Origin of the sequence: Micromonospora polyrhachis, assembly GCF_014203835.1 — a bacterium.
GTDB classification, from domain to species: domain Bacteria; phylum Actinomycetota; class Actinomycetes; order Mycobacteriales; family Micromonosporaceae; genus Micromonospora_H; species Micromonospora_H polyrhachis.
Map to the genome: position 1 here is coordinate 4,084,297 of NZ_JACHJW010000001.1, position 23,463 is coordinate 4,107,759.

At 70.4% G+C, this 23,463-nt stretch carries 21 protein-coding genes; 12 read left to right on the forward strand and 9 right to left on the reverse strand.

Translation table 11 applies throughout. The features are described from left to right. Positions 1-22: 22 nt before the first annotated feature. A complete protein-coding gene (locus FHR38_RS17950; protein ID WP_184535743.1) occupies positions 23-1,303 on the forward strand; it encodes a thymidine phosphorylase in 1,281 nt (426 codons plus the stop codon). A 75-nt stretch (positions 1,304-1,378) separates the two neighbouring features. On the opposite strand, the gene yidD is transcribed toward FHR38_RS17950, so the two are convergent. Beyond that, the gene (gene yidD / locus FHR38_RS17955) at positions 1,379-1,801 is read right to left on the reverse strand and encodes a membrane protein insertion efficiency factor YidD (RefSeq protein WP_184535744.1); all 423 of its coding nucleotides are present in this window, start codon (positions 1,799-1,801) and stop codon (positions 1,379-1,381) included. A gap of 450 nt (positions 1,802-2,251) precedes the next feature. Here yidD and FHR38_RS17960 point away from each other — a divergent pair, with 450 nt between their 5' ends. Next, positions 2,252-2,893: a DUF4272 domain-containing protein gene (locus FHR38_RS17960; protein ID WP_246447493.1), complete on the forward strand. Its 642-nt coding sequence runs from the start codon at positions 2,252-2,254 to the stop codon at positions 2,891-2,893. Positions 2,894-2,904: 11 nt separating this feature from the next. Here FHR38_RS17960 and FHR38_RS17965 read toward each other — a convergent pair whose 3' ends face one another. The 5 genes from FHR38_RS17965 to FHR38_RS17985 all read right to left on the reverse strand — a co-directional run bounded on the left by FHR38_RS17965 (position 2,905) and on the right by FHR38_RS17985 (position 8,414). Then, on the reverse strand, positions 2,905-3,804 hold the full coding sequence (locus FHR38_RS17965; protein WP_184535746.1) for a putative RNA methyltransferase: 900 nt from the start codon (positions 3,802-3,804) through the stop codon (positions 2,905-2,907). Between the two features lie 155 nt (positions 3,805-3,959). Then, positions 3,960-4,490, reverse strand: a complete 531-nt coding sequence (locus FHR38_RS17970) for an RDD family protein (RefSeq protein WP_246446598.1) — start codon at positions 4,488-4,490, stop codon at positions 3,960-3,962. A gap of 210 nt (positions 4,491-4,700) precedes the next feature. Beyond that, positions 4,701-5,804, reverse strand: coding sequence for a hypothetical protein (locus tag FHR38_RS17975; RefSeq protein ID WP_184535748.1), 1,104 nt, complete (start codon positions 5,802-5,804; stop codon positions 4,701-4,703). Beyond that, entirely contained in the window at positions 5,801-6,148 is a 348-nt protein-coding gene (locus FHR38_RS17980) for a PadR family transcriptional regulator (protein WP_184539848.1), read from the reverse strand. The genes FHR38_RS17975 and FHR38_RS17980 overlap by 4 nt, the downstream gene beginning before the upstream one ends. 46 nt (positions 6,149-6,194) lie before the next feature. Continuing rightward, the gene (locus tag FHR38_RS17985) at positions 6,195-8,414 is read right to left on the reverse strand and encodes an MMPL family transporter (RefSeq protein ID WP_312882239.1); all 2,220 of its coding nucleotides are present in this window, start codon (positions 8,412-8,414) and stop codon (positions 6,195-6,197) included. A gap of 179 nt (positions 8,415-8,593) precedes the next feature. Here FHR38_RS17985 and FHR38_RS17990 point away from each other — a divergent pair, with 179 nt between their 5' ends. From FHR38_RS17990 to FHR38_RS18005, 5 genes are all read left to right on the forward strand, one after another. Further along, positions 8,594-9,901, forward strand: a complete 1,308-nt coding sequence (locus FHR38_RS17990) for a sensor histidine kinase (RefSeq protein WP_184535749.1) — start codon at positions 8,594-8,596, stop codon at positions 9,899-9,901. Beyond that, positions 9,898-10,578: a response regulator gene (locus FHR38_RS17995; RefSeq protein ID WP_184535750.1), complete on the forward strand. Its 681-nt coding sequence runs from the start codon at positions 9,898-9,900 to the stop codon at positions 10,576-10,578. The genes FHR38_RS17990 and FHR38_RS17995 overlap by 4 nt, the downstream gene beginning before the upstream one ends. Before the next feature lie 178 nt (positions 10,579-10,756). Continuing rightward, a complete protein-coding gene (gene yczE, locus FHR38_RS31610) occupies positions 10,757-11,377 on the forward strand; it encodes a membrane protein YczE (protein ID WP_312882240.1) in 621 nt (206 codons plus the stop codon). A gap of 20 nt (positions 11,378-11,397) precedes the next feature. Continuing rightward, entirely contained in the window at positions 11,398-11,973 is a 576-nt protein-coding gene (locus FHR38_RS31615; RefSeq protein ID WP_312882242.1) for an NADPH-dependent FMN reductase, read from the forward strand. A gap of 9 nt (positions 11,974-11,982) precedes the next feature. Continuing rightward, complete coding sequence (locus FHR38_RS18005) at positions 11,983-13,059, forward strand: adenosine deaminase (protein ID WP_184535752.1); 1,077 nt, start codon at positions 11,983-11,985, stop codon at positions 13,057-13,059. 80 nt (positions 13,060-13,139) lie between these two features. On the opposite strand, the gene FHR38_RS18010 is transcribed toward FHR38_RS18005, so the two are convergent. Then, the gene (locus FHR38_RS18010) at positions 13,140-13,682 is read right to left on the reverse strand and encodes an ATP-binding protein (RefSeq protein ID WP_312882243.1); all 543 of its coding nucleotides are present in this window, start codon (positions 13,680-13,682) and stop codon (positions 13,140-13,142) included. A 279-nt stretch (positions 13,683-13,961) separates the two neighbouring features. Between FHR38_RS18010 and FHR38_RS18015 the strand changes: the two genes are divergently transcribed. The 4 genes from FHR38_RS18015 to FHR38_RS18030 all read left to right on the forward strand — a co-directional run bounded on the left by FHR38_RS18015 (position 13,962) and on the right by FHR38_RS18030 (position 18,926). Further along, complete coding sequence (locus FHR38_RS18015) at positions 13,962-17,456, forward strand: sensor histidine kinase (protein WP_184535754.1); 3,495 nt, start codon at positions 13,962-13,964, stop codon at positions 17,454-17,456. Continuing rightward, complete coding sequence (locus FHR38_RS18020) at positions 17,453-17,857, forward strand: roadblock/LC7 domain-containing protein (protein WP_184535755.1); 405 nt, start codon at positions 17,453-17,455, stop codon at positions 17,855-17,857. Before FHR38_RS18015 ends, FHR38_RS18020 begins: the two co-directional genes overlap by 4 nt. Positions 17,858-17,959: 102 nt before the next feature. After that, positions 17,960-18,337 (forward strand): DUF742 domain-containing protein, encoded by a 378-nt coding sequence (locus tag FHR38_RS18025; RefSeq protein ID WP_184535756.1) that lies wholly within the window; start codon positions 17,960-17,962, stop codon positions 18,335-18,337. A 1-nt stretch (position 18,338) separates the two neighbouring features. After that, entirely contained in the window at positions 18,339-18,926 is a 588-nt protein-coding gene (locus FHR38_RS18030) for a GTP-binding protein (protein WP_184535757.1), read from the forward strand. A gap of 72 nt (positions 18,927-18,998) precedes the next feature. Here the strand turns inward: FHR38_RS18030 and FHR38_RS18035 are convergent, their stop codons facing one another. Then, positions 18,999-20,261 (reverse strand): MFS transporter, encoded by a 1,263-nt coding sequence (locus tag FHR38_RS18035; RefSeq protein ID WP_184535758.1) that lies wholly within the window; start codon positions 20,259-20,261, stop codon positions 18,999-19,001. Between the two features lie 69 nt (positions 20,262-20,330). Between FHR38_RS18035 and FHR38_RS18040 the strand changes: the two genes are divergently transcribed. Continuing rightward, the gene (locus FHR38_RS18040; RefSeq protein ID WP_221449073.1) at positions 20,331-20,909 is read left to right on the forward strand and encodes a MarR family winged helix-turn-helix transcriptional regulator; all 579 of its coding nucleotides are present in this window, start codon (positions 20,331-20,333) and stop codon (positions 20,907-20,909) included. A gap of 91 nt (positions 20,910-21,000) precedes the next feature. Here FHR38_RS18040 and FHR38_RS18045 read toward each other — a convergent pair whose 3' ends face one another. Continuing rightward, positions 21,001-23,457, reverse strand: coding sequence for a transposase (locus tag FHR38_RS18045; protein WP_312882246.1), 2,457 nt, complete (start codon positions 23,455-23,457; stop codon positions 21,001-21,003). Positions 23,458-23,463 lie beyond the last annotated feature (6 nt).

The following is a 23,463-nucleotide window of genomic DNA, read 5'->3' on the forward strand; positions in this document are numbered from 1 at the left end:
GCAGGGCCAGGGAAGGACGAACGTGAGTGGGTTCGCGGCGGTCGACGTGATCCGGGCCAAGCGCGACGGTGGGGTGCTCTCCGACGCGCAGATCGACTGGGTGGTGGACGCGTACACCCGGGGGCAGGTCGCCGACGAGCAGATGTCGGCGCTGGCCATGGCGATCCTGCTGCGAGGCATGACCGGGCCGGAGATCGCCCGGTGGACCGCCGCGATGATCGCCAGCGGGGAACGGCTCGACCTGTCCGGGGTGGGTCGACCCACCGTCGACAAGCACTCGACCGGTGGCGTCGGCGACAAGATCACGCTGCCGCTCACCCCGCTCGTCGCCGCCTGCGGCGCCGCCGTACCGCAGCTCTCCGGGCGGGGACTCGGCCACACCGGCGGCACGCTGGACAAGCTGGAGGCGATCCCCGGCTGGCGGGCCCGGCTGAGCAACGACGAGTTCATCGCCCAGCTGCGCGACATCGGCGCGGTGATCTGCGCGGCCGGCGAAGGGCTGGCCCCCGCCGACCGCAAGCTGTACGCGCTGCGCGACGTCACCGGCACCGTCGAGGCGATCCCGCTGATCGCCAGCTCGATCATGAGCAAGAAGATCGCCGAGGGTACGGGTGCCCTGGTGCTGGACGTGAAGGTCGGCTCCGGTGCCTTCATGACCTCGGTCGACGACGCCCGCGAACTGGCTCGCACCATGGTCGAACTCGGCACGGCACACGGCGTGAACACCGTCGCCCTGCTCACCGACATGTCCACCCCACTCGGCCTGACCGTGGGCAACGCCGTCGAGGTGGCCGAGTCGGTCGAGGTGCTTGCCGGTGGCGGCCCGGCCGACGTGGTGGAGCTGACCCTGGCCCTGGCCCGGGAGATGCTGGTCGCGGCGGGGCTGCCGGACGCCGACCCGGCGGCGGCGCTGCGCGACGGACGGGCGATGGACTCCTGGCGGGCCATGATCCGGGCGCAGGGCGGTGACCCGGACGCGCCCATGGCCACGGCCAACGAGATCGAGGTGGTACGCGCCGACCGGGACGGTTTCGTGGACACCATGGACGCGTACGCGATCGGGATCGCCGCCTGGCGACTCGGTGCCGGCCGGGCCCGCAAGGAGGACCCGGTCAGCGCCGCCGCCGGTGTGGTGCTGCACAAGAAGCCCGGTGACCCGGTCCGGGCCGGTGAACCGCTGCTCGAACTGCGGGCCGACGACGCGGCCCGGATCCCGGCGGCCCGGGCGGACGCCGATCGGGCGGTCACCATCTCCGCTACGCCGCCCAGCCGTACGCCGCTGGTCATCGACCGGATCGCCTGATCCCTCTCCCGCCGACCCGGTTCGTGTCGTCAGCGGACCGGGCCGGCGGGACCGGGTCGTCAGCGGACCGGATCGTCAGCGGACCGGGTCGACGGTGCCGCGCGGCACCCCGGGACGGCATCGACGTACCCGTTCGGCAGCCATCCGCCCGCCCACCGCCATCCCGTACCGCTCCACCGCGGTCAGCCCGTACGCCCCGCAGGTCAGGGTGAACCGGCACTGCCCCGGCCAGTGTGGTGACAGCCAGCGGCGATAGCCACGAATCGCTGCCCGGCCCGCACGGTCCAGGGCAGGTGCCCGGCTCGCACGGTCCAGGGCAGGTGCCCGGCCCACCACCGCCGCCGTGGCCGAGCCGAACAGCAACAGGGCGGGGAACAGCCCCAGGTCACCGTAGTCGCAGCCGTAGATCGGCTCGGTGGGCTTGCGCTTCCTGGATTTGGCGTACTTGTTTTGCGGCCGCCGATTCTTCCGGGCGGTCTCCCAGATGCGCCTGAACATATGATCATTTTCTGCCAGTGATGAAACCAGATTGTTGCCGGCGTGCCCCAGCGTGCTCGCATGCCGGCGCTGCTGGCACCCTCTGCCGTTCGCTGGTGGATCGTGGGCGAAGGCACACCTCGACCGGCCCAAGGACCGCGCGGACCCGCACGCGACGGTGCTGGACCAGGCAGCCCGCGAGTGGCTGGCTGACGCGTTGGAGTTGCTGGGCCACGATAGTTGGGCCCGGTGGAGGCGGACCGGGGAGAGCGGCCAGGTCGTGGGCGTGCCCGGCTCCTCAGCTGTGGGGCACCGGTTATCCTGCCTCGCCAAGGTGATATTCGGTCGTGCCGGGAGTGGACACCCGAGCTGACCGTCGAGATGGCGGCATCCGGCCGCCAGCCGCCGTCAAGCAGCGAGGACCAGGAAGCCGTGAGCGTACCCGCGCCCGATCCGCGTGCCGTCCGGGCAATGAGCATCGAGCAGTTGCAGCGTCTCGGGCTGCCCCTGCCGCCGGCCGAGTTTCCGCTGGTGTGGGAGCCCGGGGACGAGGTCGAACTGCGGCCCACCGGTGAGATCGAGGCCCGTACCGCCGTCCTGCAACTGATCATGGCGCGGTGTTTCGGGATGATCCCGGAGACGGCCATGAGCTGGCTGACCGCGTCGCGTCTGACGGAGATGGTCACACCGCCGGAGTGGGACTTCATCGCGTCGGGAAAGGGCGACCATCGGTCGTTCGTGTTGCATCATGACGCGGTCTTCGCGTTGTGCTGGGTGCTCGGGCTGACCCGCGAGTTCGATCCGACGGTGCCGAGTGACCAGCGGCTGCTGGCTCAGCTGCCAAACCTGACGGTCGGGGAGACGTTCATCGACTGGCGGTCACGTTCTCTGGCAGCGCCCCGGGGGCCGGTCGAGGTCGCCGCCATGCTCGACCTCCACTACTGCCTGGACTGGGGCTACCTGGAGGCGGAGCGGATAGGGGCTCCGTTGCCCGGTCTGATCGACGCCAACGCGATCGGGCAGCGCCGTTGGGCGCTGGAGTGGACGGTGGTCTTCCGTGGGCCGTACCACGATCCACCCGGTGGCTGGGAAGAGGTAGATCTCTCCATCTGAGCCTTCCTACCTCAGCACGGGTGGTAGACCCCCAGCCGTACGGCGGCGGTGACGCTGACCGGCTCCGGCAGGGCGGCGATCCGGTCGGCGAGGGTGGCCGGGTCGGTGTGCCAGGCGCTGGGACCCATTCCGACGAGGGTGCGCACCTCTCGTCTGGTCAGCCGCAGGCGATTGGTGTGGGCCGTCTGCCGGGCCAGGTCGAAGTGGCCGACCAGGCTGTCGGCGACCCGCTCGGCCTTGTCCGGATCGACTCGTAGCAGGTCGAGCCCGCTGACCAGCTCGGTGAGATGGTCGGGGGCGGGGGTGACCACCAGCAGGGCACCGTCGGGCCGTAGCACCCGCCGGAACTCTGCTCCGTTGCGGGGGGCGAAGACGTTGAGGAGTACCGTTGCCGCCCCCTCGGCCAGGGGGAGCGGCCGCCAGGTGTCGGCCAGGGCGGCCCCGGCGCGTGGGTGGACCCGGGCCGCTCGACGTAGCGCCGGTTTCGAGACGTCCAGGGCGAGACCGACGGCGGCGGGCCAGGCGTCGAGCACCGCAGCCAGGTGTCGGCCCGTGCCGGCTCCCGCATCGACCACCAACGGCGGGTACGACTCCCGCCCGCCCTGGTCGATGTCGGCCGGGGCCGCGTCGCCCTGGTCGGTCTCAACGCGCGTGGCTTCGAGGAGGGCTGCCTCGGCCAGGGCGGTGGAGATCGGCTGGTAGTGGCCGGCGGTAAGGAACTCCTCCCGGGCGGCGACCATCTCCGGGCTGTCCCCGACGTGCGGGGCTCGGCCGGTCAGCAGGTTGACGTACCCCTGCTTGGCGATGTCGAAGCTGTGTCCCCGGGGGCATCGCACCGAGGTTTCGGCCAGTGCCAGCTCTAGCCCGCAGACCGGGCAGCGCAGGGGCCGGAGTACGGCGTCGGTCAGCATGCGGGGTCACCTTCCGAGGTGGCGATGGACGCCACCGGCGAGCGCGGTACGGACGAGGAAGGTGGGCTCCCGCATGAACATCCTTGGACCATAACGATGATCTGCGGATTCGCCACCCGTGTCGGCTGTGTTCCAGGGGCAGGTGCGGCGTCGGCTCAACGGATGCCTGCGGCGTAGAGCTGTCGGGTGGCGGCCCGGTCGATACAGATCCGTACCGCCGAACCGGGCACCGCCGCCGATCCGGTAGTGAACGCGCTCGACATCACCGCGATGAACAGCAACGGCATGAGCGCCGTTCGGACCAGCATGGCCCAGCATGCCTTGAAACCGACTCGGCCACCGTCCCTGAACCGCACGAGCTGCGTGCCGGTGAGGACCGCGCCGAGCGCCCGGCCGTTGCCGTAGCAGAGACCGTACAGAATCGGCACCACGAAGAACGATGAGAGCGCCAGCAGGGTGACCGCATCGTCGGAGAGGTCCTTTGCCTTGGCCACCAATGCCAAGGCGACGACACAAACTCCGATCCCGAAAACGAACACCATCACGTCGATGAGCCAGGCGAGGAACTGTGCTCCCGCGCCGGCCCGAACGTACAGGGTGCCGTTGCGGAACGCCTCGACCCGTTTGGCGGTTCCCGGTCCGAGTGTGCGCCCCGCGTACTCCCTGGCGGTCTCTAGTCGGGTCAATGGCCGGCCTGCTCTTGGGACTGTCACCGCACACTCCTGTCGTGTTGTCGGCATAGTGTGCGGTAGCTCCGGAGCGTGACCAGGCGGGGTCCATTCAGCGGGCAACTCGTCAGGTCTCCTGGCCGACCGGCGATGCACGAACACGACGGTGAGGAACTTCTTCCGGGGCGGCCATCTCTCCGGGCTGCCCCCACGTGCGGGCGAGGCTGGTCAGCGGGCCGGGCCGGCTTCCGGGCCGAGACCGGTGATCGGGCGGGCGACGGCTCGGTCGCGTCCGATGGACAACCCGAACGCGCCGATCAGCAACAGGCCGCCGAGCACGGCAGACGGGCGGGCCAGGACGAAGTCGTAGCCGACCCACGAAGGTGGCGGCTCGGCGGCCATCCTGAAGTTCAGCATCACGACCACATTCGACAGGGCTAGCAGATTGAGCAGGCAGGCGGGTGCGGAGGCGGCGACCCCGAAGGCGGCCAACCCGGCCGCACCGGCCCGGGTGACAGGTGACCGTCGGCGGGTACGGGCGACGGCGGCGGCGGTCAGCAACCAACCGGTGAGCAGCCCGAGCACCGTTCCGAGGACCGCGAGGACGTACGCCACGCGGGGCGCCGCCGGGCGGATCGATACGACGACGTCGTCGCTTTCTGCCGTCCGACCGACGTGTCGCAGGCTAAGGATCATCCCGTCCCGCTCGCCGATGACCAGGCCCCGGGTGATGGACGTACGCCATCCGTCAGCGGCAAGGCGTGCCTCGGCGGCCTGGCGGGCGTTCGAAAGGTCGACCACGGCGGGCTGGGTGTAGCTGAGGTGCACGCCACCCGGCTCGAGTTCCGGGCTGCCCATAACGGTCAGCAGGGCTGAGTCGAGGGGGGAACCAGGCTGTCCCGGACCGATCGGGTCGTCGTGTCGGGTGACGCTGTCGGGGATACCGGTCGGTAGGACCGGGGCGGCGAGTGTCCGCGCCTGTTCGACGGTGGGCCAGTCGGCCGAGCTGGCCGCCCAGCCGAGGCGGCCTCCGGCGGCGGCGAACGTGCCAGCGGCAACCAGGCTCAGGAGGATCGCCAGGACCCGTGGCCCGGCACCGGTGATCCGCAGCCGGCACCGCAGGCCGTCCAGCACCAGCCCGACGGCCTGCCGGGTTGGCACCCCGGCTGGCGCTGGCCCGAGGGTTGCCGCGTCCAGCAACGTGGTGATCATGTCTTCGCCGTGTATCCGTCGGTACCAGCGGGGATGGGCCAGCAGTAGCCGACCGTAGCGTTGAGCTAACCGGTCATGGCCGTCGTCAGGGGACATGATGTCGCGCTCCTCGCTGGTCATGCCGGGTGCGGGACCGGGGCGGTGGCGGAGGGGCCGCCGAGTGCGGAGAGCCGTCGTACGGCGATGCCGGCGAGCCGGCGGCGGTGCTGTGCCTCGGTGTGCAGCATCTGGGAGCCGTGCGGGGTGAGCTGGTAGTAGCGGCGTAGTCGCCCGCCGCTGGTGTGCTCCTCCCGGGCCACCTCGACGACGCCCTCTCCCGTGAGCCGGTCGAGGGCGGCGTAGAGCGTGCCAGGGCGGATGGTGACGGTGCCGTCGGAGAGCTCGGCGACCGCCTGCATGATCCCGTAACCGTGTAGCGGCGGGCCGGCGAGCGTGGTGAGGACGAGGAAGGTGGGCTCCTGCATGGACACCCCTGAACTATAACGATGATCTGTATATCCACAATCCGACTCAGCTGTGTTCCAGGGCCAGCCGGGGCAGTCGCCGGTCGAGCCGGGCCGGCAGCCACCAGGCCCGGGCACCGAGCAGCCGCATCGCCGCCGGGAGGATCAGGCACCGGATGACGACGGCGTCGAGGAGGATCGCCACGGCGAGACCGAGGCCGAACTGCTGGAGCATCCGGTCCGGGCTGAGCAGGAACGCCCCGAAGACGACGACCATGATGGCGGCGGCGGCCGTCACCACCCGTCCCGTGGTGGCCAGACCCTCCCGGACAGCCAGGCTCGCGTCCCGGCATTGCTCCCAAGTCTCGTGCATCCGGGCCAGCAGGAACACCTCGTAGTCCATGGAGAGCCCGAAGACGATCGCGAAGATCATCACCGGTACGAACGCCTCGATCGGCCCGGGCTGCACCCCGAACATGCCGTGCTGGAAGACCAGGGTGATGGTCCCCATCGCCCCACCGACGCTGAGTAGGTTGAGCAGTGCGGCCTTGACCGGAATGAGCAGTGACCGGAAGACCAGCAGGAGCAGCAGCGCGGAGAGGCCGACCACGATCGCGATGAAGAGCGGCAGTCGGGCGGTGACGGCGTCGGCGAAATCCACCGTGGCGGCAATGCCGCCGCCGACCAGGAAGGTCGCGCCGGTGTCGCGGGCCACCGACGGCAGTACCTCATCGCGGAGTCGGTTCACCAACTCCCCGGTCCGGGCGTCCTGCGGCTTCGTGTCGGGGAAGACCAGCACCGTGGCCAGGTCCGAAGTGGAGGCCATCGGCGGTACGGCGGCGGCCACACCGGGGGTGGCGACCAGCGCCCGGTACGCGGCCTGCGCGGCCGGACCACCCTCCGGTGCACCCGGCCCACCATCCGGTCTTGCCGGTCCGTCGCTCGATACGGCGTCACCGCCCTGTACGACCACGATCAGCGGACCGCTGAACCCGGGGCCGAATCCCTCGGCGAGCAGATCGTAGGCCCGCCGGTTGGTCGACGACTCCGGGTCGTTGCCCGCGTCGGCGAAGCCGAGTCGCATGCCGAGCGCCGGCGCGGCCAGGGCCAGCAGGGCGGCGACCGGCAGCAGCAGGGCCAACCAACGGTGCCGCTCCACCCCGACCGTCCACCGCTGCCAGCCCGCGCCCTCGGTGGCCGCCCCTCGGCGCTGCGCCCGACGCCGTACGCCGCGCTCGATCCGGCCACCGAGGATGGCCAGCAGGGCCGGCAGCAGGGTCAGCGCCGCGACCATGGTGACCAGGACGGTGACCGCGATGGCCACGGCGACCCCCTGGAGCGAGCCGAGGCCGAGGGCGACCAGGCCGAGCAGGGCGATGATGACCGTGCAGCCGGCGAAGACCACCGTCCGGCCGGCGGTGTCCAGGGCGGTGCGGGTCGCCTGCTCGCGATCCGCACCCGCGATCAGTTCCGTGCGATACCGAGAGAAGATCAGCAGGGCGTAGTCGATGCCGACACCGAGCCCGACCAGCATCATCAGCGGCACGGTGAAGTCGGCCACGGTGGCCGCCCGGGAGGCGAGTGCCAGCAGGCCGACCGTGCCGCCCACCGCGAAGATCGCCACGACGATCGGCAGGCTGGCGGCCAGCAGCGAGCCGAAGAGCAGCACCAGGACCACCAGGGCGGCGAGCAGCCCGACCCCCTCGGCCGGTCCACCCCCGCCCGCCTCGGCGTTGCGGACCGCGTCGCCGCCCAACTCGACCTGGAGACCGTCGGTCCCGATCGCTCGGGCGGTGTCGACGACCGTACGGACGGCGTCGGGTGGCACCTCCTGCGCCGTACCGTCCAGCGTGACCGTGGCGTACCCGATGGTGCCGTCCGGGGAGACCGAGCTGGGACCGGCGTACGGGTCGACCACCGTCACCACGTGTGGCAGTCTCCGTACCTCCTCCAGCATCCCGGTCACCCGGGCCCGGGTCTGCGCCTCGGTCAGCCCACCGGTGTCTCGCAGCACGATCTGCACGCTGTCTCCGGCGCGGGCCGGTGCCCGGTCCCGGAGCAGGTCGGCGGCGCGTTGCGACTCGGTGCCCGGCAACGAGAAGTCGTTGCGGTAGTCGCTGCCGACCAGTTGTGCGGCGACCGTGACGATGGCGAGTACGACCATCCACAGTGCCAGCGGCCACCAGCGGTGCCGGTACGACCAGCTGGCCAGTCGTTCGAAGACGCTGGCCCGTCGGCCGGTGTCCGGCGCTGCTCCGGTGGCGGATCGGGTATCGGTCTGGTGCACGGCTGCCACGGTTGTCTGACCTCCCGGATCGATTTCTTCGACTGCCTTCGGGACGCTAGGAATCTGCGGCAGTCGGCGGAAACGCCCGCCGGAGCGATATCGGCGTACCCCCGAGGAGGGAGGCCGACCACCCCCGGCGAGTGATTCCGGGGCGGCCGACGGCGGCCTACCCTCGAACGGTGACGCGGCGGAATCTGACGATCGATGCCGGGGTCGCCGGGCTGGTGTTCGGCGCCACCCTCGCGCTCCTCGCCGCGCGGGGCTTCGGTTCGCCGTACCCGGGGGCCCGGGGGCTCGACGTGACCGGGGTGGTCCTGGCCGCCTTCGCGAGCCTGCCGCTGGCCGTACGGCGGATCCGTGCGCTCACCGCCTACCTGGTCATCGCCGTGGCCACCCTGGTGCTGCTCTGGCTCGGCTACTCGCTGGACGGGCCGTTCGGGGTCGCGGTGGCGACGTACGGCGTCTCCGTCGCCTACAGCGGTGACCGGCGACGGGCTCGGCGGGCGGTTGCGATGCTGGCCATCGTCGGTTTCCTGGTGGCGGTCGCGGTCGGCTACGCGGCGGCCGGTCTCTCCGGTCGGGCGATGGTGACGTTGCTGCTGGTCTGGCCGGCGTTCTTCGTCGGGCTGTGGATCGCCGGTGACCGGACCAGGTTGCGCCAGGAGCGGATCGCCGCGCTGGCTGAGCGGGCCCGACGGGCCGATCGGGAGGCGCAGCGGGAGCGGCGGCTGGCCGCCGCGCGGGAACGTACCCGGATCGCCCGGGAGCTGCACGACTCGGCTGGGCACGCGATCAACGTGATCCTGGTCCAGGCCGGTGCCGCCCGGCTGCTGCACGACCGCGACCCGGAGCGGTCGCGGGCCGCGATCGGAGCGATCGAGCAGGTCGCCCGGAACATGATCGGCGAGATCGACCGGCTGGTCGGCGCGTTGCGGGAGGACGACGGGACCGACGGCTCGTCGGTGCCGGCGGATCCGTCCGCGCTCGACGAGCTGTTGGGCCAGTACGAGGCCGCCGGGTTGCAGATCACCGCCGACGTCAGCGGCACCCGGGGCGTACTGCCGCCGAGCGTGGCCTGGGCCGCGTACCGGATCTTGCAGGAGGCGCTGACCAACGCGGTCCGGCATGGCACCGGCACCGCCGACGTCGCCATCGAATTCGGTCCCGAGGCGGTCGAGATCGCCGTGGCCAACCCGGTACGGCGGGGTGGGGATGCCGACCGGTTGGGCGCGGAGGGGGCGGTTGGCCGTGCTGGCCACGGCATTGTGGGGATGCGGGAGCGGGCGCTGCTGCTGGGCGGCACTCTCGACGTGGCCGGCGACCGTCGGAGCTTTCGCCTCGCCGCGCGGCTACCGCACGCTCGACCAGCGGAGGGGTTCCGGTCGGCAGCGCCGGTTCGGTTGGCGGCGGAGCTGCGGCCCGTCGGTGAGCTGCGGCCCTTCGGTGAGTTGCGGGACGATGCCGGAAGACGGGAGGTCGCGTCGTGACGCCACTGCGGGTGCTGGTGGTCGATGACGACGACCTGATGCGGGCCGGACTGCGGGCGGTGCTCTCCAGCGACGAGACGATCGTGGTGGTGGACGAGGCCGCCAACGGTCTCCAGGCGATCGAGCGGACCCGGCAGCATCGACCGGACGTGGTGTTGATGGACGTCCGCATGCCGCAGTTGGACGGTATCGCGGCGACCCGGGAGATCGTCTCCGCCGTACCGGGTGCCCGGGTGCTGGTCCTCACCACCTTCGAGGACGACGACTACGTCTTCGGCGCGTTGACCTCGGGTGCCTCGGGGTTCCTGCTCAAACGCACCCAACCGGAGCAGTTGATCGCCGCCATCCACACCGTCGCCGCCGGTGACTCGCTGCTGTCGCCGTCGGTGACCCGTACGGTGATCGACCGGATGGTCCGTACGCCACAGCCGGACCCGGTGGCCAGCCGCCGGCTGCGTGCCCTCACCCCGCGCGAACGCGACGTGCTCGAACTCGTCGCCCGGGGGCTGTCCAACGCGGAGATCGCCGCCACGCTGTTCGTCGAGGAGTCCACGGCCAAGACCCATATGAAACGAATCCTGGGGAAACTGGGGCTCCGGGACCGGGTCCAGGCCGTGATCCTGGCGTACGAGACCGCGATGGTCCGCCCTGGCGAGCGGTCTTCGGTACGCGACTGACAGCCGGTCCGGCCGGTCCGGCCGGTCCCGTGTCGGACTGCGGCTGTCGAGGTGCGCCGGCCACGCGCCTCGGTTTCGTCGAGTCAGCGCGGTTTGCCCATGCGCTCAGCCTCTCCTTTTGTTGACATGTCATTGAGTTGGGCCTAGATTGGTGACACGTCAACAAAAGGGGCTCGCCGTGAAGCTCACCCTGTTACGCCTGTTCAACCTGTACGTCGGCCTCGTGCTCTTCGGAGTGAGCATGGCGCTGATGATCCGGGCCCAACTGGGGCTGGCGTCCTGGGACGTCTTCCACCAGGGGCTCGCCGACCGGACCGGGCTGCCCTTCGGATGGCTCGTCATCGGGGTCGGTGCAGTGGTGCTGCTGCTGTGGATCCCGCTGCGCCAGCGGCCCAGCCTCGGCACGGTCAGCAACGTGGTCGTGGTCGGCCTGACCGTGGATGTGGCCCTTCCCTTACTGCCCCAACCCGGCCAACTCGCCGTACGGGCGGGGCTCCTGGCCGCCGGCATCCTGCTCAACGGGGTGGCGACCGGCCTCTACATCGGTGCTCGATTCGGGCCGGGGCCCCGGGACGGCCTGATGACCGGCCTGGCCGCGCGTGGTCACTCGATCCGGGTGATGCGTACCGCCATCGAGTTGACCGTCCTCGCGATCGGCTGGCTGCTCGGCGGCACCGTCGGGGTGGGGACCGTGCTGTACGCGGTCGCCATCGGCCCGTTGGCGCACTACTTCATCCCCAGGTTCACCGTGCCCGTCGCGGAGAGCCGCCCGTCCGCAGTTCTCAATGCGCAATCCTGATCCATCGAAGGAGCACCATCGTGACGTACCGTCTGACCGTCCTCGTCGCCAGCACCCGTCCCGGCCGGGTGGGCCGCCAGCTCGGCGACTGGTTCGCCGAGCTGGCCGTCGAGCACGGCGGTTTCGAGGTGGACCTGGTCGACCTCGCCGAGGTTGCCCTGCCGTTCCACGACGAGCCGCACCACCCGTCCGAGGAGCGCTACCTGCACCAGCACACCCGGGACTGGAGCGCCACCATCGACGCGGCGGACGCCTTCGTCTTCGTGATGCCCGAGTACAACTACGGGTTCAGCGCTCCGTTGAAGAACGCGATCGACTACCTCTACCGAGAGTGGCAGTACAAGCCGGTGGGGTTCGTCAGCTACGGGATGACCTCGGGCGGCCTGCGCGCGGTCCAGATGATCAAGCAGGTGGTCACCACGCTGAAGATGATGCCGCTCAACGAGGCGGTGACCGTCTTCCTCCGGCAGGCGCTGGACGCCGACGGTCGGCTCATCCGTACCGAAGCCCTGGACGGAGCCGCTGGCCAGATGCTCGACGAGCTGGGCAGACTCGCCCCCGCCTTCGCCTCGGTCCGGGCGGCCGTGGCCCACTAGTCTCGGAGGATGGTCGGAATCGGTTACGAAGAAATTGTCCAGGCCCCGAAGGCGCTGCTGCACGACCACCTCGACGGTGGACTACGCCCGGCCACGATCATCGAGCTTGCCGAGGCGATCGGGCATCCGCTGCCCGCCACCGATCCGGCCGAACTCGGTCGGTGGTTCGTCGACGCGGCGAATTCGGGCTCCCTGGAGCGATACCTGGAGACGTTCGCACACACCGTCGCGGTGATGCAGACCGTCGACGGGCTGCGCCGGGTGGCCCGGGAGTGCGCGTTGGACCTCGCCGCCGACGGGGTTGTCTACGCGGAGGTGCGGTTCGCTCCCGAGCAGCACCTGGAGCAGGGACTGACCCTGGACGAGGTGGTCGACGCGGTCCAGGCCGGGTTCGTCGAGGGGACCGCCCAGGCCGCTGAGGCCGGGCGGTTCATCCGGATCGGCACCCTGCTCACCGCCATGCGTCACGCCGCCCGCTCACAGGAGATCGCCGAACTCGCCGTACGGCACCGGGACCGGGGCGTGGTGGGCTTCGACATCGCCGGAGCCGAGGCGGGTTTCCCGCCCACCCGGCACCTGGACGCCTTCGAATACCTCCAGCGGGAGAACTTCCACTTCACGATCCACGCCGGCGAGGCCTTCGGGCTGCCGTCGATCTGGCAGGCGATCCAGTGGTGCGGTGCCGACCGCCTCGGCCACGGCGTACGGATCGTCGACGACATCACCCCGGGGGAGCGGCCGGTCCTCGGTCGGCTCGCCGCGTACGTCCGGGACAAGCGCATCCCGCTGGAGCTGTGCCCCTCGTCCAACGTGCAGACCGGGGCCGCCCCCTCGATCGCGGAGCATCCGATCGGACTCCTCCGTGACCTGCGGTTCCGGGCCACGGTCAACACCGACAACCGGTTGATGAGCGGCACCTCGATGTCCCGGGAGATGGCGCTGCTGGTCGAGGCGTTCGACTACGGCTGGGCCGAGTTGCAGTGGTTCACCATCAACGCGATGAAGAGTGCCTTCATCCCGTTCGACGAGCGTCTGGCGATCATCAATGACGTGATCAAGCCGGGATACGCCAAGCTGCTGCCCTGAGCCGCTGCGGCCTCTGCGTACTGCTGCTATGGCCTTGTGTGCCGCGGCGGCCTTGTGTGCCGTTGGGGCCTTGTGTGCCGCTATGGCCTTGCGTGCTGTTGGGGCCCGCTGACGTGGGTGGTGCCGACCAGGTCGGCGACCCGCCGGACGACCTCGTTGCCGCCGGCGGGTCGACAGCCCAGCCCGGTCTGCCGGCGCAGCACGATGGGCTCCGCGCGGAGCAGGGCGAAGCCCCGGCGGATCAGCACCCCCGGGGCTTTGCGCCGCTCGGCCAGGTCCCGCAGCAGTCGCCGGAGGAACGTGGTCCCACGCGGCCGACGGAGGGCGTACGCATCCGCCAGTAGGCCGAGCCGGCGGCATTCGGCGACGATTTCTGCGGCAAATATCCCTTCGGCGATAAAGATTGGCGATCCATTTAGATCAAGCGTCCGACTGCCTACCCGACAATCAGCACCAATCGCATAAATCGGCACTTCGGCTCGGCCATCCCGAAGCAGTCGGGCAATCGTCTCCACCGCCGCCACCGCATCCCAGGCCTGTGGTGAGTCCCAGTCCACCGTGCCGCCCGAACGCGGCAGGGTGGGGTCGTCGCCCTCCTTGTAGAAATCATCGAGAGGCAGCACGGGAAGCCCGGTACGACGGGCTATGTAGGACTTTCCGGACCCGGAAGGGCCGGCAAGGAGGACGACTCCGAGGGGGCGTTCCATCACGTTGGGTGACTCCGGGCCTAGGAATTGCTGTCAAACCGCCCCAGCATCCCACTGTGCCCCAGGTGAGGTGCAACCTGGGCTTTCTCTTTGCCCTATGGCGTGATGGAATCTCGGAGGTCCGATCCGCCTGGATCGGCAGCGCAGCGGTGCCCAAGACAATCCAAAAAGGCGCCGAAACGGGAAGGCGGTGACGTGAGCAAACGGCCGAAGGCGACAAAACACTTCTTCGCAAGTCTCCGTCGGCCGTTCGGTCGACCCCGCGATATGCCGATCTGGTCGAAACTAGGTCTCATCATGGTCGTACCGACCATCGCGACGGCGGTGGTCGGCATCAACGGCCTGATGGACCACTACCAGACCTACAGCGACGCCGACCGCGCCGGCACCCTGGCACACCTGTCCCAGGCCTCCGGTGAGTTGGTCAACCAGTTGCAGGACGAACGTGCCGCCGCAGTGCTGTTGTTGGGTGCCACCGACACCCAGACCAAACAGCGGTACCGTACCGCGTTCGATGGGCTGCACCCCGACGTCGACCAGGCCAAGGTGCCCTACTCACAGCGCCGGGGTGAACTCGACGAACTCCCGGCCAACTTCACCGAGCTGCTCAACCGGATCGACCAGGGCCTCGGCGACCTGCCAGCCACCCGTAGCCAGATCACCAACGCCAAGGTGCTGCTCGTCGACGCCGTGCAGGCGTACGAGACGCTGATCGTCGACCTGCTCGACATGCGTGACTCGGCCGCGCAGCTCGCCGCCAACCCGGCGCTGGGCGACCGGATGCGGTCCGCTGCCGCCATCGCGCGGTCGAAGGAGTTCCTGTCGATGCGGCGCGTGGTCGTGCACCGCGCGATCATCCACGGTGCGTTGAGCCCTTCGCTGCGGACCGAGTTCATCGGTACCGAACAGGGCCAGCAGCAGGCGTTGCAGAACTTCAAGTCGGTGGCGACCAGCGCCGAAACCCAGCTCTACGACCAGACCGTGTCCGGCTCCGATCAGCGGGAGGCCGAGACCTTCAGCGGCTGGGTACGCAGCAAACCCACCGAGACGATGAAGTTCGCCCCGTTCAGCGCCGACGAGTGGGACGCGGCGATGGTGCGCAACGCCAAGTTGATCCGGACGGTGGAGGCGGAACTCGACTCGGATCTGGTCGCCGAAGCCAGCCGGGTCCGCAGCGACGTGCAGCGGCAGGTCCTCATCGAGACCGGCGTGCTGATCGGCATGCTGATCCTGGGGATCGTGCTGGCGCTGATGCTCGCCCGCTCCATGGCCCGCTCGCTGCGTGAGCTCAAGCACGGCGCCTTGTCGATCGCCGAGCACGGCCTACCGCACGCGGTCGCCCGGCTACGCGATCCGCAGTTGTCGGCGCAGCTCTCCCCGGTCCAGTTGGCCAACCAGATCGCCGAGCCGTTGCCGGTCCGTGGCAAGGACGAGTTCGGCCAGGTCACCGAGGCCTTCAACGCGGTCCACCTGGAGGCGGTGCGGACGGCCGCCGAGCAGGCCGCGTTGAGGTCCTCCGTGGCGACGATGTTCGTCAACCTGGCCCGCCGGTCGCAGATCCTGGTCGACCGGCTGATCGGCCACCTCGACCGGCTCGAACGCGGCGAGGAGGACCCGGACCGACTGGCCGAGCTTTTCCAACTCGACCACCTGGCCACCCGGATGCGGCGTAACGACGAGAACCTTCTGGTGCTCGCCGGGGCCGACTCGACCCGCGTGCAACGTCAGCCGGCCGCGCTGATCGACGTGCTACGGGCGGCCCAGTCCGAGGTCGAGCACTACACCCGTATCGAGTTCGGGATGGTCGACCGGGACATCGAGGTGGCGGCGCACGCCGTCAACGACCTGGTCCACCTCGTCGCCGAGCTCTTCGACAACGCCACCGCCTTCTCCCCGCCGGACTCGCCGGTGATGGTCGAGGCCCGCCGGGTCGGTGACCATGCCTCGCTGTACGTCGAGGACCGGGGCATCGGAATGTCGGCCGATCAACTCGCGGAACTCAACGAGCGGCTGGCCACTCCACCGATGGTCGACGTCGCGGTCTCCCGGATGATGGGCCTGGTCGTGGTTGCCCGGCTGGCCACCCGGCATGGCGTCCACGTCGAACTGCGACCGGGGACCGAACGCGGCACTGTGGCCGATGTCATGCTGCCTACCTCCGTCCTCGTGCCCCGGGCACTCTCCGGCCGGGCACAGCACTCGGGTGCGTTCCCGGCCCTGCCCGAGGCCAAACCGGCAGCAGGTACCGCCCCGCTGGCGTTGGAGAGCGGACAGTTCCGGGATACGCCACAGACGAGCGGGCGCGGTCCGGCGCCGGTGGTGCCGGGCCAGTGGCAGGGAATCCCAGCTGGCTCGGAATCCGGTCCGTTCGAGCGCACCTCGCCGACCGGACCGATGGGGGCCGGACCGATGTCGGCCGAACGTCCCGTGCCGACGCGGTCGATGCCCGCCTGGTCCGACCTGACCGGCGTGAAGCTGAGCCGCGAGGGGGCCGAGGCCTTCGTCCCGAAACCGGCCGGTGGCCGCGGGGCGGAACCGCTGCCCCAGCGTCGGGCCAGCTCCGACGGCGACGCGACCGGCGTCATCCCCCGCCAGATCCCGGCCAGTCCGGAGGTCCGGCCGAGCGGGGCAGGGCCGATCGATGCGACGCTTCCCGCTACCGCGCCCCCGGTGATCTCCGCGCCGCCAATGGCGTCCACGCCCCCGGTGATCTCCGGCCCGCCGATGACCTCCAGTCCACCGTGGTCCGAGGGTGCGTCGTGGTCCGGAGGTGCGTCGTGGTCCGGAGGTGCGTCGGCCACCCCGCACGTCGGGGCGCCACCCGCGTGGCCCCCGGTGGCGGTGCCCGACCGAGAGGTAGCCCCGCCAGCGGTGCCAGAGCGGGAGGCAGCTGCGCCGGTCGTACCGGAGCGGTTGGCAGCCGCGCTCGACCTGACTGCCGAGATGCCCAGGGTGTCGCGTAACCCCACGGAGACCCCGGCTCCGGGCCAGCCGGCCGTCCCGGCGAACGAGCCTCGGTACGCCGATGAGACCATGGAGTTGCCGATCTTTCGGGAGCTGGAATCAGCCTGGTTCCGGACCCGGCGACCGGCACCGGAGGAATCGGGTGGCACCACGCCATCAGGTTTCGCCGCCGTACGGGCGGTCAGCAGGCCGACCACGCGGTTCGCCATGGCTGACGCCACCCGGAGCGGGGGGCAGGAGACCTCGACAGGGGCAACAGGCAATGCGGCGATGGCAGAAATCCCGACGTCCACGGGGCAGCGCCGCGGTTCGGAGGCGACGGTGATCCACCAGGGGACCCCAGCAGGTCGTGGCGATGCCTCCGCACCTCGATGGGGCGATACGCCAAGCGGTGGCTGGCAGACGGCAGCCGATGACGGCTGGCGCGCGGCCAGCGCGGCGACCGACGTCCCGGTCACCGAGACCACCCAGACGGGGCTACCCAAGCGGGTGCCGATGGCGCAACTGGTGCCCGGCGGTGTGGAGAAGCCGGCGGCCTCCGTGCAGCGACGCAGTCCCGAAGCGGTACGCGGCCTGCTGGCGGCCTACCACCGAGGGGTACAGCGTGGTCGTACCCGCCCCACGGATGACCATTCGACCAACCCGGAGGCAACTCCGGGCGGGCAGTCCTCGCAGTCTGGCTCCGGCTTTACGGTCCGGGGCAGGCAGAAGGAGCATGAAGGATGACATCTACGCAGGATCTTGGTTGGCTGCTCGCCAACTTCGCTGACCGTGTGCCCGGGGTCGCTCACGCGATCGCGGTGTCCGCGGACGGACTGCTCCTCGCGTCGTCACGGGACCTTCCACGCGACCGGGCAGACCAGCTCGCCGCGATCGCGTCCGGCTTGGTCAGCCTTACCCAGGGCGCGGCGCGCTGTTTCGAGGGCGGGGCGGTGTTGCAGACTGTGGTCGAGATGGACAATGGGTTCCTGTTCCTCATGTCCATCTCGGACGGGTCCTCGTTCGCCGTGCTTGCCGCTCGCAATTCGGACGTGGGTCAGGTTGGATACGAGATGGCACTGCTCGTCGACCGAGTGGGCGACGCGCTGACCCCGGCACCGCGTGCCGCGATGGGGATGCGCGGCTGACCACACCCGGTTCGTCGATCGAGCGTCAACGGACGACGACAACGAAGAAGACGGGTTTTGACGGATCGAGCTGTGCGGCAGATACGAGGGAGGTGAGCCGCGATGGTCGAACACGATGAGCCAACTGGTGCCTTGGTCCGGCCATACGCGGTCACCCGAGGTCGTACCCGCCCTCGGCTCGACATCGCCCTGGAAGCGCTCGTCGAGACCACGGCCCGGGGTCGTAGTGCCGGAAACGGTCACGGTGGCCAGGGTCGGGAGCACCAATACATCGCCGCGCTGTGTGATGGTCGGTTGCAGTCGCTAGCCGAGATCGCGGCGCGGATGCAACTGCCGCTCGGAGTGGCCCGGGTCATCATCGCCGACATGGCCGCCGACGGCCTGGTCGCGGTGTACGAACCGACATCCCTGGAAGACTCGAACGACGCGGTGGGCACTGAACTGCTGGAGAGGGTGCTGAGTGGACTTCGCAGGCTCTGACATGTCGCAGCGTCCGACGGTCGGGCGCGTCACATCGGCGAAGATCGTCATCGCCGGTGGTTTCGGCGTTGGCAAGACGACGCTGGTCGGCTCGGTTTCGGAGATCACGCCGTTGACTACCGAGGCGATCATGACGTCGGCCGGGGCGGACGTCGACGACACGAGACAGGTGCCGGGTAAATCGACCACCACGGTGGCCATGGACTTCGGCCGGATCTCGATCGACCGTGATCTGATCCTCTACCTGTTCGGCACACCTGGCCAGACTCGGTTCTGGTTCATGTGGGACGAGCTGGTACGCGGGGCGATCGGTGCCGTCGTCCTGGTCGACACCCGTCGACTGGCCGACTGCTTCGCGGCGATCGACTTCTTCGAGCACCGGCGGCTGCCGTACCTCGTGGCGATCAACTGCTTCGACGGGATGCAGTACCACGACCCGCAGGATGTGCGGGACGCGCTCGCCATCTCCAGCGAGATTCCGGTTGTCGCGTGCGATGCGCGAAACCGGGAGTCGACCAAGCACGTGCTGATCTCGCTGGTCGAGTACGTGCTCACGATGCGGCGGTCGCGGGCCGTCGCACCGGCCTGACGATCGATCCGTAAACCGCCCGACGGGGTATCCCCGTCGGGCGGTTCGGCTGTGCCGAGGAAGCTCATCCGGTCAACGGGGTACGCGCACGTCGTTGACCGACTCGCCATCGCCGATGGGGGTCTGAGCCGGTGCTTGATCCTCGACCGGTCTGGTGAGCCGACGAACCCCCGGGACGGCTGCTGTCCCCAGACAGGCAGCGGCGACGACGACGGCCGCCACGCTCAGCGGTACCTCTGCCGACCAGGCCGAGGCCGCCAACGGGGCGAGGGCGTAGCCGACTGGCGTGGCGGCGAGGGAGACCAGCCAGTCGTACGAGGTGACTCGGGCGAGCACATGCGGGGGAACCTCCCGCTGGACCACCGTGTGCCACACCGGATTGAGGAAGCCGAGCGCCGCCATTGCGACGCCGTAGGCGGTGATGACAGCCGGTGCCGGGGCACCCACCGCGAGCAGGGCCAGCGGGAGGGCGTACGTCGCCAGGCCGAGGTTTGCGACGAGGACGGGACGCTTGGGGCGGGCCCGTCCGGCCAGCAGCGAGCCGCCCAACAGCCCGATCGCACCGGCCTGCAGGATCAGTACCCACACCTGCTCGCCACCGAGTTCGTTGATCGCGACGGCAGGGCCGAGGGTGAGCAGTACTGCTGCGACACCGTTCCAGGCGGCGTGCGCGAGCAGACTCGTCCAGTACCAGTCCCGGGATCGGACCTCGGCCCAGCCTTCGAGCAGGTCGGCCCGGAGTGACCGGCGTTCGATCGGTGTACGCCCTATCCGGATGAGCGACAGCAGGGCGGCGCTGGCAGCGAACGACGCGGCGTCGAGAACGAAGGCCCAGCCGGGGCCAGCTGCCCAGATGAGCACACCGGCCAGCGCCGGCCCGGCCAGTTGGGTGCCGCTGGATGCGGCCGCCAGTACCGAGTTGGCCTGCTGGCGGCCGGGACCGGCCACCAGTCCGGCGACCAGGGGCGAGCTGGTCGGCATGGCGAAGGCCGAGGCGCAGCCGGTGACTGCGGAAGCCACGGCGATGGGCATCAGCGCCGGATCACCGCTGAGGAGTTCTATGCCCACCAGGAGTTGCGCGACGCAGCGTACGAGGTCGGTGATGAGGGCGATCCGGCGGGCGTCGAATCGGTCGGCCACCACGCCGCCCAGCGGTAGGAGTAGCAGCTTGGGCACGGTGGCACAGGCGAGGACGAGGGCTAGTGCCGAGGTCGAGCCGGTGGCCCGCAGCACGGCGAGCGCCAACGCGGCGGGGATTACGGCGTCGCCGAGCGAGGAGAGCGTACGGCCGAGGAAGAGTAGCCGGAACGCCCGGAGCCGGAGCGGATGCGTCATGCCCGAAAATTTACTTCGACAACGAATTGTTTGACAACGAATAATTAGCTGTCGACGTAGACTCGCGGCGTGGAGGAGCCTCGCGACTGGACCGACGGACACGTCGAACGCTGGTTGCCGGTCCTGCCGGACATCGATCCCGATGTCGAGGGCGCGGTGACGCGGGTGAAGATGCTGGCCAAGTATCTACGCCAGGTACGCGAGAAGTCCCTCGTCGACTACGACCTGCAACGGCACGAGTTCGACACCCTGCACGCGTTGATGGGGCGGCACGGCCGGGCCGCACCATCAGAACTCGCGGAGGACCTCGGCATGCCGGCACCTTCGGTCACCGCCCGCCTCGATGCCCTGGAGCGTCGAGGCTTCATCCGCCGGACACCGTCGACCGTCGACCGCCGCCGCGTCGACATCGAGGTCACCAAAGCCGGTCGGTCCACCTGGCTGGGCGCCATGGACGTCCTGGGACACGAGGAATACCGTCTCCTCGGCGTGCTCGACGCCGCCCAGCGCAAGGTCCTGTCCGACCTGCTGCGCCGCATCATGCTGGTCGCCGAGAACCGTACCGGCGACGCGGGCGGGGCGGGAAACGCCAGTGGGACGGGACATCGGGACTCGGGTCCAAGGCTAGGTGGTGCCGCGCGCTCGTAGGGGCCGGGAATGACCGATCCCTACGAGCCGCTACGCCGTTGCTGTACGAGCCGCTACGCCCTTGCTCTACGAGCGGTAGCCCGCCGTTGTCTCAGGAGCGGTAGCCCGCCGACCGGTACTCGTACTCCTGGCTTTCGTCCCGGTCGCCGTGGTCGCGGCTGAAATCCCAGCCGGCGGCAGATTCCCGGCCGGGGCGGCCACCGACCGCGAAGCCACCGATCTCCTGGCCCCGGCGCCAACCCTGGAAGTAGCCGGTGGTGCTTTCGGCGATGGCTGCCGCATCCCGAACGATCCGCAACGGACGTTCCTCGCGTAGCGGCGAACCGGGCACCAGGTTGGCCTGCGGCACCCGCTTGGGCAGGCCGGCGCGGGTCTCGGCTCCGACCGCCGGATGCGCTGCCTGCTCCGCCGCCCGCCAGCCACTGTCGGCCATGGACGACCAGGCCGTCTCGGACTCCTCCGGCTGATCGGTGAACCAGGCCGAGCTGACCGCCGCGAAGATCAGCAGGTCGCCGTCCCCCTCGTCGGTGACCGGGGGAGCGCTGTGCTCTCGTACCGTCGGCTCCGGACGGACCGGCTGGCCCATGTTTCGAGTGGTGTCCTGCGGTTCGACGGCCCGCAACGGCGGTTCGTCCACCATCGACGGGGCCGGAATGTGCGAGCGGTCCTCCCGGGGAGGGCGCTGCGGTAGCGGTGCCCGTTCGGTCGGTGATTCGACGAGCCGTAGTGCCGGAGGTTCCTGCGGTAGGTCGTCGGAGAGCCACGGGGGCTTGATGCGACTCTCGCCGCCTCCCGGATCGGTTGGCGCATCCAGGGTGCCCGGTGCCCGGTCGCCGGACGAATACGGCATCGCCGATCCGGGGGCGTCGTCGTCCTGCTTGTCAGCGGGATCGACCAGGGGCCAGTTCGCCCGGGACCCGGGCGGTGCCGGCTCTGGCTCCGGCTCCGGACGGGCCGCCGGTACCGGCAGCGTGAGATCAGTCGGGCTGAAGCCGTTCGCCGGGGCCTTCGGGCCGAAGGCCTCCTCCGGGGACTGAGGCTGGTTGCGGGGCGGCCGAGGTGGGATCGGGGTCAAGCGCTGACGTTGTTCGGCCCGAGCGCTGTTGATCGCGGCCGTGGTGAGGGTGGCTCGGAACGGCTCGCCCGCCTCTGCCGGGGAACTCTTGCCCCGGGGCGCGGCCGGCATCGGCATCATGCCCGGCGGCGGTGGTGGCGGTGCGGAGACGGGCCGGTTCGCCGGCTGGTCACCCTGGGCGACCGCCGGGATGGGGCCATCCTCGGGCGTACGGATCGACGGCGGGCCGGAGGTCGGCTGGCCCGGTAGGGACAGTGCCGCAGCCGGGGCGAGCGGGGTGACCGGTGGCGGTGCCGTCGGTGGTGGAGTGAGCGGCGCGGGTGCCACCGGCGGAGGCGTGATCGGCTGCGGAGCGACCGGTAGCCGGGTCTCGTCCAGGTGGTCCGGCCGGCTACGGCGTCCGCCGGTGGGCCGCGTCTCCCGCCTCGGCAGCTGGCTGGTGGGCGCGTCTATGCCGGACGACGCGGCGACGGGTGACGGTGGAGCCGGCTGTTCCGTCGGATCGTCGGAGTTGGCGGCCCGCCGCCCCCGGGGCAGCGGGGTCGCCGGTGGCATGGTGACCCGGGACAGCGGGGTCGCCGGTGGCGTGGTTGTCCGGGCGGCCAGGGTTGCCACGAGCGCGTCGCAGCCCGCGTCGCAGGCGCGAACCGCCGCGACGGCCTGTCGTACGGTCTCGGCGACGGCGGAGGTGAGTGCCTTGTTCGGCATGCTCCGCTGGGAGGTTTCGGCGATGGCGATCCGCAGCGCGGTGACCGCCTCGGTGATGGCATCGGGGTCGGCTACCCCATCGGCGGTGAGATGTGCGGCGATCGCGTCAGCGGCCACGGTCGTGTCTCGGCCCCGTGGCCCGGCACCGGTCAGCATCCCCGGTTCGGGCAGCGCGTCCAGCACGGCGAGTGGCACCGTCTCGGCCGGATCGGGATAGGCGCGCAGGGCGGCGGGATAGAGCTCGCGGAGCACCTCGCGCAGGGCGACGGCTGCCGCGTGCCGGCCACTGGCCAGCGCGGCGTGGGCCGCCAGTACGGGCTTGTAGCCGGCCAGGTCGCGGGGGGCCGGCAGGGCGGCCGCGGAGAGCGCCCCGGCCTGTAGCGCCCGGGCCAGCCCCACGGCCCGCCGCTGGACCGGGGGAGCCTGCATCTCCTCCAGCGACTCGTCATCGGCGAATCGTTCGGCGAAGTCGTCGACCGAGTCGTCGTCGGCGATGGCCAGCGGCCGTCCACCCGCGCTCAGCAGTGAGGTGACCAGGTGGTCGTCGCTGTCGGCGGCGATCGCCGCACCGCTCGGTCCGCCCGAACGCTCGACGAGCAACGCACCCAGTCGCGCGTAGCCCGCCGGGTCGTCACTGATCTCGCAGACATGCAGCAGTCGGCCTGCGTCGTCGACCACAGCGGACGTCAGCGTCGACGCGGCCGAAGCCGGTCGGGCGGCCGAATCCGCCGAGGCCAAACCGCAGTACACCCGCACGAGCGCCACGGCGTC

Coding starts and splice junctions, on each gene's coding strand:
- yidD (WP_184535744.1), bottom strand. CDS start 1,801: ATGTTCAGGCGCATCTGGGAGACCGCCCGGAAGAATCGGCGGCCGCAA.
- FHR38_RS17960 (WP_246447493.1), top strand. CDS start 2,252: ATGAGCATCGAGCAGTTGCAGCGTCTCGGGCTGCCCCTGCCGCCGGCC.
- FHR38_RS17965 (WP_184535746.1), bottom strand. CDS start 3,804: ATGCTGACCGACGCCGTACTCCGGCCCCTGCGCTGCCCGGTCTGCGGG.
- FHR38_RS17975 (WP_184535748.1), bottom strand. CDS start 5,804: ATGACCAGCGAGGAGCGCGACATCATGTCCCCTGACGACGGCCATGAC.
- FHR38_RS17980 (WP_184539848.1), bottom strand. CDS start 6,148: ATGCAGGAGCCCACCTTCCTCGTCCTCACCACGCTCGCCGGCCCGCCG.
- FHR38_RS18005 (WP_184535752.1), top strand. CDS start 11,983: ATGGTCGGAATCGGTTACGAAGAAATTGTCCAGGCCCCGAAGGCGCTG.
- FHR38_RS18020 (WP_184535755.1), top strand. CDS start 17,453: ATGACATCTACGCAGGATCTTGGTTGGCTGCTCGCCAACTTCGCTGAC.
- FHR38_RS18025 (WP_184535756.1), top strand. CDS start 17,960: ATGGTCGAACACGATGAGCCAACTGGTGCCTTGGTCCGGCCATACGCG.
- FHR38_RS18030 (WP_184535757.1), top strand. CDS start 18,339: ATGTCGCAGCGTCCGACGGTCGGGCGCGTCACATCGGCGAAGATCGTC.
- FHR38_RS18035 (WP_184535758.1), bottom strand. CDS start 20,261: ATGACGCATCCGCTCCGGCTCCGGGCGTTCCGGCTACTCTTCCTCGGC.